The sequence below is a fragment of the Faecalibacterium sp. AM43-5AT genome (assembly GCF_003603345.1).
Classification (GTDB): Bacteria; Bacillota; Clostridia; order Oscillospirales; family Ruminococcaceae; genus Faecalibacterium; species Faecalibacterium taiwanense.
On sequence record NZ_QVGZ01000006.1, the window covers coordinates 114,430 to 126,617 of the forward strand.

At 50.1% G+C, this 12,188-nt stretch carries 9 protein-coding genes; 4 read left to right on the forward strand and 5 right to left on the reverse strand.

Translation table 11 applies throughout. The features are described 5' to 3' along the window. Positions 1 to 131: 131 nt before the first annotated feature. From DW937_RS09120 to DW937_RS09140, 5 genes are all read right to left on the reverse strand, one after another. A complete protein-coding gene (locus tag DW937_RS09120) occupies positions 132 to 1,520 on the reverse strand; it encodes a site-specific integrase (protein WP_120120725.1) in 1,389 nt (462 codons plus the stop codon). A gap of 15 nt (positions 1,521 to 1,535) precedes the next feature. Then, positions 1,536 to 1,850: a helix-turn-helix domain-containing protein gene (locus DW937_RS09125; RefSeq protein WP_120120726.1), complete on the reverse strand. Its 315-nt coding sequence runs from the start codon at positions 1,848 to 1,850 to the stop codon at positions 1,536 to 1,538. Between the two features lie 72 nt (positions 1,851 to 1,922). After that, positions 1,923 to 2,738, reverse strand: coding sequence for an ATP-binding protein (locus DW937_RS09130; RefSeq protein WP_207666640.1), 816 nt, complete (start codon positions 2,736 to 2,738; stop codon positions 1,923 to 1,925). A 17-nt stretch (positions 2,739 to 2,755) separates the two neighbouring features. Further along, positions 2,756 to 3,532 carry a replication initiator protein A gene (locus tag DW937_RS09135; RefSeq protein WP_120120728.1) on the reverse strand — a complete coding sequence of 259 codons (777 nt, stop codon included), beginning with the start codon at positions 3,530 to 3,532 and terminating at the stop codon, positions 2,756 to 2,758. Further along, positions 3,507 to 4,583 (reverse strand): hypothetical protein, encoded by a 1,077-nt coding sequence (locus tag DW937_RS09140; RefSeq protein WP_120120729.1) that lies wholly within the window; start codon positions 4,581 to 4,583, stop codon positions 3,507 to 3,509. The genes DW937_RS09135 and DW937_RS09140 overlap by 26 nt, the downstream gene beginning before the upstream one ends. Positions 4,584 to 5,388: 805 nt before the next feature. On the opposite strand from DW937_RS09140, the gene DW937_RS14730 reads away from it, so the two are divergent. The 4 genes from DW937_RS14730 (at position 5,389) to DW937_RS09155 (ending at position 12,175) form a co-directional block, all read left to right on the forward strand. Then, complete coding sequence (locus tag DW937_RS14730; protein ID WP_133300974.1) at positions 5,389 to 5,607, forward strand: hypothetical protein; 219 nt, start codon at positions 5,389 to 5,391, stop codon at positions 5,605 to 5,607. A gap of 267 nt (positions 5,608 to 5,874) precedes the next feature. Further along, positions 5,875 to 6,873: a restriction endonuclease subunit M gene (locus DW937_RS09145; RefSeq protein WP_120120730.1), complete on the forward strand. Its 999-nt coding sequence runs from the start codon at positions 5,875 to 5,877 to the stop codon at positions 6,871 to 6,873. Continuing rightward, positions 6,860 to 10,948: an Eco57I restriction-modification methylase domain-containing protein gene (locus tag DW937_RS09150; protein ID WP_120120731.1), complete on the forward strand. Its 4,089-nt coding sequence runs from the start codon at positions 6,860 to 6,862 to the stop codon at positions 10,946 to 10,948. The genes DW937_RS09145 and DW937_RS09150 overlap by 14 nt, the downstream gene beginning before the upstream one ends. A 15-nt stretch (positions 10,949 to 10,963) precedes the next feature. Then, positions 10,964 to 12,175, forward strand: coding sequence for a DUF262 domain-containing protein (locus DW937_RS09155; protein WP_207666641.1), 1,212 nt, complete (start codon positions 10,964 to 10,966; stop codon positions 12,173 to 12,175). Positions 12,176 to 12,188: the final 13 nt, after the last annotated feature.

The following is a 12,188-nucleotide window of genomic DNA, read 5'->3' on the forward strand; positions in this document are numbered from 1 at the left end:
AAGATTTCATGGCTTTTTTGTTTTATAAGCCATGAGTGCACGGTTTCTGCACGGTTTTTGCACGGTCGGTATTTTCCATGTCCGATGATGTAGGGCGCTGTATTGCATTGCAATCAGTGCCCTTTTTTGCATCAGGTGAGCAGGGCCAGGCGCAGCTTTGCCTTCATTTCCGGGTCGGCATCCTTGAGCAATTCCAAAAGAGCCGTCATGGAGATGGTGGGTTCGCCTGCGGCGGGTACAGCCTGCGGGCTGGGGGTGTTGGGCTTGGCATAGAAGCCGCTTTCAAACTTCTTGCCCAGCTCCACACGGGAGGACTGCTGGATATGAGCGTAGGTGTTCACCAGCATATCCGCACTGGCGTGACCTGTGGTCCCCTGCACCGCCTTGATGTCGCCACCGGAGATCATCAACTGGTAGGTGGCACTGGAATGCCGCAGACCGTGAAAGACGATGCGGGGAAACTCCGGGTGGGCGTCCTGCCATTTCAGGAACTTCTTGCGGATGAGCACCGGCTCCACCGCCAGACCGTTGGGCAGCCGCAGCAGCATCCCGCTGTTGCGGTAGCGCTCCGGGTCGAGGGCTTCTTCCCGTTTCAAGCGTTCCAGCCACTGCTTCAGTTCCTCCCGCAGGGCGGCGGTCATAAAGATGGTGCGGCAGGAAGCCTCGGTCTTGGTGTCCTTCAGGATAAGAGAAGTCTTGCTGCCCTCCAGCTTGTCCGGGAAGATGCGGAGGATGCAGCCCTTGTCCACCTGTGCCAGCGTGTCCTTCTGCACCCGCTGCATGGAACGGTTGACGGTGAAGGTGCCCATGCCGTTGGCAGCATCAAAGTTGATGTCCTCCGGGGTCAGACCTGCCACCTCCCCTTCCCGCAGCGCACCCACCAGCGTCAGGTGCACCGCCAGATGCAGGATGGGGTCCTCCATGCTGTCCAGTGCTGCCCGCATCTCCTCCACCTCCCAGATGCTGCGCTCTTGGGTGGTCTTTTTGGGTGCTTCCACCGGGACGGGGCTTTTGATGAGGATGCCCCACTCCACCGCCAGCAGAAAGGAATTGTGCAGCAACTGGTGGACTTCATGGAGGGTGGTGCCGGAGAGGGTGCGCTTCTGCTGCTTGGGCGAGAGGTCTCGCCGCTTGCCGCCCACATACTGCCCGCAGGGGGTCTTGCTCAGGGTGTCGTACAGGGCTTCGATGTGGTAGGGCCGCAGCTTCTGCATCTGCATCTCCCCGATATAAGGGATGATGAGGTTTTGGATGAGGGCCAGATTGGATTGGTAGGTCTTGGGTGCCCACTTGTGCTTGCTGCACTGCTTGGGCAGCCAGTCCATCAGGAACTCTGCCACCGTCACCGTGGACGGGATCAGGAAGTTACCGGTCGCCAGCTCATGCTCGATCTGCTTCTGGCGTTTCACCGCCTCCTCTTTGGTGGGAAAGCTCTCCCATTTGTCGCAGCTCTTGCCGTGCTCGTCCTGATAGGTGTAGCGGACGCTGTAAGAGCTGCCGCGTTTCGTGATATATGCCATAGATTTGCCTCCTTATCAAGCTGCCCGGTAGAGCCACGCATCGAAGCTGTCTTTCGGGATGCGGATGCTTCCGCCTGCCCGCAGGACACGGAATTCGGTGGTGCTGTTGCACAGGTTGTAGGCGGCACGCTGGCTGATGGCCAGCATCTGCGCGATCTCCTTTACCGTGTACACCAGCTTAGTGGTCTCAGGGCTGTTGGTCGGAGACTTGACGGCATTGGTTCGAGTGACCACCTCCATTGTAGTCGTGGTCGAGTTCTTTTGCAAGAACTTATTCGTATAATTTTCAGATTTCACAGTTTCGGTCACGTCAGGCCGATTCAAATTCATAGGCAGACCTCCAATTCCTTGTAGCCGGGTGATTTTTTCACCCGGCAATTTTTGCATTCCAACATTTTAGGGTTATCCGATCAAAAGTTTGAGTCGTTCCAGCTTTTCCTGTGCGTTCTCCTTCCGTAAGCTGACCCCAATGCATGAAATCGGAACGCACATTTCCAACAGGCGGTCATAGATTCGGGCGTGAGCAGTATCCTGTGGGTGCCGTATCTCGTCCAGTGTCAGATTGGTCGTGACGATCAGGGGCTTCCGGCTGCGGTAGCGACTGTCTACAATGTTGTAGATCTGTTCCAGTGCGTACTCGGTGCCACGCTCCATACCGAAATCGTCAATGATGAGCAGGGGATAGCGGCAGAGCTTGTCCACGACCTCATTCCGCTCGGAAAAGCTGCCGTTTAGCTCGTTCAGGATCCGGGCAAAGTTCGTCATACGCACAGGCACTTCCTGCTCCATCAGAGCGTTTGCAATGCACCCGGCAAGGAAACTCTTGCCGGTGCCCACACCGCCCCAGAGGAGCAGTCCTAGGTTCTCTGAGCGCATGGTCTGCCACTGCTCTACATAGCGCTGTGCGTGGTGCATCTGCGGGTTGCGCCCATTGTCGTTTTCAAATGTCCAGTTGAGCATTGCCGAGTCGGAAAATCCATCGGTTTTCAGCCGCCGCACAAGGTCGTTGTGCTTTTGCTGGTTGATAAGGGCTTCCTGCTTTGTCCTCTCGATGCGCTGGCAACTGCATTCGATTGGGTACTTGTTTTTGCCCATCAGGGCAATGCCCTTTGCAAAGAATGCTTCTTTTGGGGTATGACATTTTCCGCAATAAAGTAGGCCATCCTCGCTATAATAGTCCTCAGTGTTTTCGGGAATAATGGAAATGGACTGTTCCAAAGTTTTTTCAATCGTCTCTATAGGCTTTCTCCTTCCTTGAATGTGTAGTCCGGGATGCCCGGTGCTTGCTTCTGTTCTGACTTTTGCCGTTTTGCCCAGATGCGCAGGGTGGCGGCATGGTCGGCGTACTTCCTTCCGGTGGACTGGACATAAGCGGACAACTGCTCGATCAAACCATCAAGCCCTGCAAAGTTAGCCTTGAGTCGCTTATACTCTTTTTCCGTCAGAAAGACATTCTGATATTCTCCAAAGGTCAAATAAGCATCTGTTGTTTTTATCAGGTGGTTATCTTTCAGGTTGTTCTTATTACGTTGGTTAGTGGAACACTTTTGTTCCGTGGAAGGTATCATTTCTGTTCCATCGCATAGGGCAGAATCGTTCCATGCAAAGGAACATTTTTGTTCTGTCGGGACTTTTACAAAGATGCTGTTGGGCACAGTAATGCGACCTCTTCTGCGCTCGATCAGATCGGCATCCTCCAGTGAGCGCAATGCACGTTTAATGCTCATGGTACTGCATCGCAGGGCTTCGCTCAATGATGAAATGGGAAAAATTACATAGACGAAGCCGCGCTCATCCACCCAGTTGTTCTTTTGAGAAAGCGTTGCCCTGTCAAGCAGCAGAGTGTAGAGCAGCTTTGCCGTGTGGCTTAGGTCTGTATCCAGCAAAAAGCGGGCATAGGGCAGATATTGCGGCAGCGGCATATTGGGTTTCAAATAATCTGAAATGGCATTCACCTCCTTGTCTTTCATACGACCATCTGTCGGGTTAGGAGTGTTGTTCTTTGCCATCATTCAGTCTGTCTTTTACAGCCTGAAGATACCGGCTGGCACGGTCAATGAAAATCAGCAGTTTCTCATTGTTCTTCGGTTCGGTAAGAATATCGGGGTATTCACGAAAACACATTTCCCACCGCCGGACAAAATCCTCCTGCGCTCCCTGAATCTCGCACATCATGGCTTCGCCATCTGCCAAACGGCGAGGTGAATAGATGCTCTTGACGACATCCTTGAGATTCTGTTTTTCTTCCTTGTTGAGTCCTTTCTTGTGCCCCTGAATGTCTTGCTTGAAGGTCGTTATAAACGCATTGTCCTTTGAAGGCGGTGAATACGAATCTGTGATACTGGAATCCCGTTCGGCTTTAGGCTTACGCAGCTCTGCCACAACTTCGGAACGCTTTTCCTTTGGAACCTTTGCAATCGAGGAAATTTCACGGTCGGTTGCCCGGATCTTTCCACGCAGGATTTCTTCCTGCGCTCCGGGTACTGCTTCCTCCGCTGCTTCCACACCTTTTGCAAATTGCTCTGCACGGTAAACATAGCTTTCGGATGTTCCATGTTCCGCAGCAACCTTCGACCGTGAACCGTGCTTTGTGCGGTCTGGTTCATTTTGAACCAGACCACTTTCAGATGCCAAGGTGTACTGATTACCGTGAAACGATTTGATTTGCTTTTCCGCTTTTGCCTGCTTTCCGATCAGGAACTTTTTCTGTTCTGGGGTCAGGTTTCGCCGTCCCAGTTGATTTTTGCAAATCCATGCGAGTGCTTCATAGCGGCTGGAAAATTCTTTTTCGATGGCTTCAAACGGAATGAACGGATATTTCCGAAGAATTTGATAGCGTGTATGTCCATCCACAATATAGCCGTTCCACGTGATGATCGGATTCAGCACACGATCTTCCTTGAGGATGTTCATTTCCAGTTGGTGGGTTTCCTCAAACGACGGAGGGTTGATTTGATTCTGGAACTCCGGGTCAATTTTAAGTTGGCTTAGTTTTGTCATAGGCAAACCATCCTTTCTGAAATGAAATAGAATATCATTGTTCTTACGCCGTTCTCCCTGCATGGCTTTCCTGCCCCCTTCCGGCGGCGTTTTCCGGCTCGCTCTTGCGAGGTCATCGCCGAGTATCTCATGCAGACGGTCATGCGGTTCTCAAGGTTCAATGATAGATTTGAAACTAGGTTAACACATTCATGGGAGATTTTTTAGGACACATTACGTCCGGTTTTTACGAAAGTTGATTTGAATGTCTACTAAAAATCGGACATTCTTTGTCGAAACTTGTGAAAAAGCAATGAAGAATGTGCTTCTGTGGGCTTAGTGTATCACATCGCCAATTTTATTTTTAGGAACTGGTAGTTCCGGTTTTTAAGGGATATGAAATGAATTTCAAGACAAAATCGGAACTATTGGTTCCGGTTTTGCGTATCAACGTGATCTCAAATTTGGGGTGCCGTTCTCTCTGCATGGCTTTCCTGCCCCCTTTCAGCGGCGTTTTCCGGCTCTCCTTGTCAGGGTCATGGCCGGGTATCCCATGCAGACGGTTATTCGATTTTCAAGGTTCGATGAAGGCTTGTAGAAAGCATATCACAATCAAACAAGTGTTTTTAGGACGTATCAGGTCCGGTTTTGAGGGAGAAAACCGGACTTGGGAGGTCCGGTTCATGTGAACGGCTCTGGAAAGAGCATACCATAAAGTTACTCAAATTTTTAGGAAGCATTACTTCCGCTTTTTGCCTTCAAAACCGGAAGTAATAGTTCCGGTTTGATGCAATATTAAATGAATCAACGACGATTTTTTCGAAACGAATTTTTCTCCAAGAAATTTGCTTATTCAGCGTCCGTTAAGGTGCGGAACTAGCACATTCTTGTGCTGAATATCGGGTTTGGGCAAAGCCCAACAAGCATTTTTGAAGTCGGATTTGAAAAATCTGATTCAAAACTTGTGAGTTGGTACCAACTCGCCCTGCTTGCTGCGGTTGCAAACTCGAAAATTTTTGTGCAGAAAAATAACCGCCCACTTCAAGTTGAACTTGAAAACGGACGGTCTGATTTGCAAAATGATTTTCAAATTTGGGGAGTATGTTGAGAGGTTTCATAGCATCTGCAAGCAATGCAGACGTATATACATCTGCTTATTTTGCGTTGCAAAATACTTGTTGGGAAATCCCAAACCCTTGAACTGCACCGTACCGATGCAGGCTGCGCGATTGCATCGCTGAACAGAATACGATTTTGGTTTCAATAGGAAACGGCAAAAAGCAGGCATGGATGGACGGCTTTCTTGTAAAACATTCACAAACCCCGAAAGGTGTGTTATTATAGTACCATCAACAAATGGAAGGGAGGGCGGCGGATGTTCAGCATTGCAGGAATTGACCTGTTGGAGCAGGAACTTTTGGACCATGAGCGCACTCTCCTTGAGATTTTGCTTCAGGATAAGACCACCAAGAAAAACATCATCTGGGCAACCGATGATTACGCTGAACTGGGCGAACCATACAGCTTCAAAAAAGAAATCCTGCCGGAGCTGGTTACAGGCGAACAGGACAGCCTGATTCAGCCCAGAGTGGAAAAAGCACTGGAGCACCAGACCAACCGCACCCGTGACAAAGCAGAGGTGTTTACCCCCAGTTGGATCTGCAACGCACAGAACAATCTGGTGGATGAGCAGTGGTTTGGCAGGAAGGATGTTTTCAACATCCAGAAGGAGATGTCGTGGAAAGCAACGGCTGACAAAATCGCTTTCCCGGACGACCGTCAGCACACATGGCAGAAATATGTGGATGCACAGCGGCTGGAAATCTCCTGCGGCGAGGCTCCCTATCTGGTAAGTCGCTACGACACCGTAACGGGCGAAACCATTTCCATTTCCCAGCGAATTGGCCTGCTGGACCGCAAGCTGCGTGTTATCAGCGAAAACACGGAGACCGAAGAAGATTGGTTCACATGGACAAAGCGGGCGTTCCAGAGTGTGTACGGCTTTGAGTATCAGGGCGACAGCCTGCTGCTGGCACGGGAAAACCTGTTTGTGACCTTTGTGGAGGTTTACCGGGAACGCTTTGGCAAACTTCCCAACCTGCGGCAGATGAAGGTGATCGCTAACATCATTGCGTGGAACCTCTGGCAGATGGACGGCACAAAGTATGTGGTTCCGGGTAGCTGTAAGGAAAACAAAATTGAAATTATCAGCTGGTTCGGCAGTGAGGAACAAATTGACCTGTGTCCCGGATGCAAAAGCGGCAATATCCGGGCGCACAACGGGATTTACAGCGTCATAAAGGATTGGCGTTCCAATCAGACGATGACTTTTCTTTCAATGGTGAGAGGAGGAAAAGCAAATGGCGGCGTATGAGCCTACAATGTCGTACCGCTTGATTTATATCTTTGCAATTCACGACAAGGATCATGAAGGATATCTGAAAATTGGTGACACCACATTTGACAGCACCAAGAGCTACAAACAGCTTCCGCCCAACTGCGAGGAATTGAATCAGGCTGCGCGTGATCGAATTGATGATTACACGAAAACCGCTATGGTTGCTTACGACCTGCAATATACCGAACTGGCTCGTAAGGTTGTGACCTTTTCGGATGGAGAAGTGGAAACATCGCTGTTCCGTGATAAGCGTGTCCATGAAGTGCTATACCGCTCCGGCTATACATCCAAGAATTTCTGGTTTTCAGACCGTACGAGCGAATGGTTTGAGGTGCCGCTGTCCGTTGCCATCCGTGCAATTCAGGCGGTCAAGGAAGGCCGCACGGCTCTGACTGCTGCCGAAAAGAGCGAAGGGCAGACCAGCTTTCTGCCGCAGACTGTCCCTGCTGCGCCCAAAAAGAGAGCTATTACCCTGCGTGACGAACAGGTAGATTGCGTCAATCGGACACTGACGATTTTCCGCAAGCAGAACTCGATGCTCTGGAACTGCAAGATGCGTTTCGGCAAAACGGTCACGGCCTATGCGCTCATCAAAAAAGCAGGCTACCAGAAGGTGATTGTTGTCACCCACCGCCCGGTGGTAGAGGATGGCTGGCGCAACGATTTCGATTTGATTTTTGGGGAGGGCGACGACCGCGCTTTCCTGAAGAAAGACCGCTTCGACACGGATTCTTTCGTTTACGATGCGGCAATGGATGCACGCAACGATGCAAACCTGACAGCCTACCAAAATTCTGGCACGGCGTTTGTTTACTTTGCCTCCATGCAGGACCTGCGTGGCTCTCAGCGGGCAGATGGCAAGTTTGACAAGAACAATGCCGTTTTCGATATGGATTGGGATCTCGTGATTTACGATGAAGCCCACGAGGGCACCCAGACCCAGCGGGGACAGAAGGTGCAGTCTCTGCTGGAAGCAGAAAAGAATGGCAAGGCTCCCAAGGTTCTGCAGTTATCCGGCACGCCGTACAATTTGATGCAGAAGTACGAGAACAACGTCTACACGTGGGACTACGTCATGGAGCAAAAGCGCAAGCGGGAGTGGGATACCCTGCACCCCGGCGATCATAACCCCTATGCAGACCTGCCGGAACTTCGCATCCTGACCTTTGACCTTGGGAAAAGTCTGCCTACCTCCTACCGCTACGAGACCTTGGAGATGGCGTTCAACTTTACCGAGTTTTTCCGGGTGTGGACGGGCGACCCTGCACGAGATTTTCGTCCTCTGCCTGCTGGCGCACAGGTGGGTGATTTTGTCCACGAGGCCGACGTGCGCAGCTTTCTGGACCTGATTTCTTCGGAGAACCCGGAGAGCAATTACCCTTACTCCACGTCGGAGTATCGGGAGATGTTCCGGCATACCCTCTGGATGGTTCCGGGCGTGAAAGAAGCCAGTGCCTTGAGCAAGCTGCTGAAAGAGCATCCTGTGTTTGGAGCCTATAAGGTGGCCAACGTTGCAGGCGACGGCGATGCCGAAATGCCCTACGACAACGCCCTGACGCTGGTAAAGCAGGTCATCAAAGCGAACCGCTATACCATTACCATTTCCTGCGGCAAGCTGACCACCGGCGTGACGGTGCCGGAGTGGACGGCTGTGATGATGCTGACCGGGTCGGCAAGCACGGCTGCATCCGGCTATATGCAGACCATCTTCCGGGTGCAGTCGGCAGGGGTGCTGGACGGCAAGCAGAAGGAACGCTGCTACGTCTTTGATTTTGCGCCCGACCGCGCACTGAATGTTCTTTCCGAGGTCAACCGCGTCACCAAACGTGGCAAAACCAACGAGGAAGAATACCGTAAGGCTCTGGGCGAATTCCTGAACTTCTGCCCGGTGATTGCGATGGACGGCACCCAGATGACCGCGTACAGCGTTTCCAGAATGATGCGGCAGATCAAGCGTCTGACGGTGGACAGGGCCATCAAGAGCGGCTTTGACGACGAATCGGTCTACAAGCAGGATACCGGCATGGTGATGGATGAGGAAGATGTGGAGCTGTTCCATACCCTGTCCGACAAGCTCAGCGAGCAGAAAGCCGCCAAAAAGGAAACCAAAGTCCACATCAACCATCAGGGGCTGACGGGCGAGGAATACGAAAAGGCGGAGAAACTCTCCAACAAGCCCAAGCGGGAGCGCAGCAAAGAGGACGATGACCTGCTGAAAAAGCTGCAAGACCAGCGCAAGGAGCGGGAGAAGGTCATCCGGCTGCTGCGGAATGTGTCTATCCGCCTGCCGCTGTTAATTTACGGTGCCAAGGTGGACCTGACCGAAAGCATCAAGATGGCAGACTTCATCACACTGGTGGATGAGGAATCCTGGCAGGAGTTTATGCCCAAAGCCGTGGACAAACCCCTGTTCCGCAAGCTGCTGAAATACTACGATGAGGATGTGGTCAGCGGAGCAGGTCTGCGAATCCGCCGCATGGCAAAGGCTGCGGACGAGCTGCCGCCTACCGAGCGTGTGAAGCGCATTGCCGAGATCTTCAGCCACTTCCGCAACCCCGACAAGGAAACCGTTCTGACCCCGTGGCGAGTGGTAAATCTTCATCTGAGCAACATGGTGGGCGGCTACTGCTTCCTCAACGAGCAGTTCGATCCACAGGAGGTTCTGGAAGAGCCTCGTCTGGTGGATCAGGGACAGGTCACGGAGGACATCTTCCTCAACCCGGACGCGCGGATTCTGGAGATGAACTCCAAATCCGGTCTTTATCCCCTGTATATGGCATACAGCCTGTACGCTATGAAGCTGCCCGGCCCGGAGGACAAGCTGCCGCTGGAGCAGACACAGGCTCTCTGGCAGGAGACCGTGGAGCAGCAGATCTTTGTTCTGTGCAAGACCCGGATGGCAGAAAGCATCACCCGGCGGACGCTGGTGGGCTATCAGGATTGGACGGTCAACACCACCTACATTCCGCACCTGCTGGAACGGATGGAAAAAGACCCGCAGCGTCTGGCAAAGAAGCTGCAGCGAACCGATACATGGGGAAAGGAGGGACAGCCCATGAAATTTGATGCCATTGTGGGCAATCCGCCGTATCAGGAGGATACAGGCGGCGGCAGCGCAGCCAATGTGGCGGCGAAACAGGCACGCCCGGTTTATAACCTGTTTGTGGATCAGGCAAAAACCATGCAGCCCCACTATATCTCCATGATTATGCCGGCACGCTGGTATGCTGGCGGCATCGGACTGAACGATTTCCGCAATGAGATGCTGAACGATTCGCATCTGATCAGGCTGACGGATTTTGTGAACTCCAAAGACTGCTTCAGCACCGTAGATATTGCAGGCGGCATCTGTTATTTCCTGTGGGATCGGGACAAGGAGGAGGTCTGCGAGGTTACAAACGTCAGCGGTCTGGAACGCCATACCATGCGGCGCAACCTCAATGAGTTTGGGGAAATTTTCATTCGGTCAAATAAATCACTGTCCATCATCCATAAGGTTCTGAACCGTTCGGAACACTTCCTGACCGATCGGGTGCAGCCCATTGATGCCTTTGGCTTCCCCTCTGCGGCTCGTGGCGAAAAAGAACCCTTTGATGGTTGCATTTCCCTTATTCACAGCCAAGGCACCGGCTATATCAAGAGAAGTGATGTCAAGAAAAATGCGGAGCTGATCGACAAGTACAAGGCAACGATCTCCATTCTGGTTCCCTGCAATGGTGAGGTTGGCATTGACCCGTCCAAGGGCTATAAGGCCATCACGACACCCCGGATTGAGGTTCCGGGTGAAGTGAACACCTTCTCCTATCTGGTTCTGGGCGCATTCGATACCGAAGCAGAAATCAAAAACTACAAGCAGTATCTGATGTGTAAGTTTACTCGCTTCATGCTGCGTCTGACCTATTCTTCCATGCACATTGCAAGAGCAAACTTTGTCTTTGTGCCCGATCAGGATTTTACAGAAGAATGGACGGATGAAAAGCTGTACAAGAAGTATGAGCTGACGGAAGATGAGATTGCGTTTATTGAAAGTACGATTAGAGTGATGGAATAAAGGAGTTGTTTTATTATGAGTGATATGTATGAGCAGTTGAAAATGGATACGGAAGATCCGATGCCAGAGGATAAATTTGATAGTAGTGAACCTTATAATGAACAGGAAGAAGATATTTCAGGACTTGATAAACTGGATATATCTTCTATGGCGGTGAGTGGAGCAGATTGGACTGCTGATACGATTGTTAATCAAATTCATAAAGGCAACATTCTTCTTTCGCCACATTTTCAAAGAAGAGATGCTTGGAATGCTAAAATGAAAAGCAGATTTATTGAATCGCTTTTTCTTGGGCTTCCGATTCCCCAGATTATCCTGGCAGAAAAAAAGGATAAGAAAGGAACATATATCGTAATTGATGGAAAGCAGCGTCTTTTGAGTCTGCAACAATTTGTGGAAGGCGATGAAGATGGGAAAAAGCTTAAACTTGTTGGATTGGAAGTAAAAGAACATCTGAACAAGATGACGTATGAGGATATTCAGAGTAGTGAATATTGTGATGAAATAGATGCGTTTAATAATCAGACAATCCGAACGGTTGTTATAAAGAATTGGCCTTCTGTCGAAGTCCTTTATCTTCTCTTTTTGAGATTAAACACGGGAAGTGTTAAACTTTCTCCGCAGGAACTTAGGCAGGCATTATATCCGGGTAAATTTATAAATTATGTAAATGGTATTTCTTCCACTTGTACGGAATTAAAACAAATGCTAAATATTAAAAAGCCAGATTTCCGTATGAGAGATGTGGAAATTCTAATCCGATACTTCGCTTTTGTAGTGTTCGCAAAAGACTATTCGGGTAGTATGCAGCAGTTCTTGGATAACACTTGCAATGAACTAAATAAAGCATGGGATAATAGATATACGGAAATTGAAAATCTTTATGAGCAATTCCAAATGGCTGTGCAAATAACCTTCAATATTTTTGGTAAAGACGCTTTCCACAAATTCAAGGCAGGAAATTATGAAAACAAAATAAACCGTGCTGTTGCAGATATTATGCTCTTCTATTTTTCTAATCCAGACATTCGCATGGCCGTTCTAGGACATGAAGAACAAATTAAATCGAAATTTGAAATACTTTCAACTGGGAGAGTGGAATTTTTAAGTGCCATTGAAACAACCACTAAAAGTATGCAATCTGTGAAAGAACGCTTTAATACTTGGGCAAATGCTTTAAGCGAAGAACTTGGCGTGAAAGTAGAATCTCCTTATAGTGAAAACTAACGAGGATGAATGC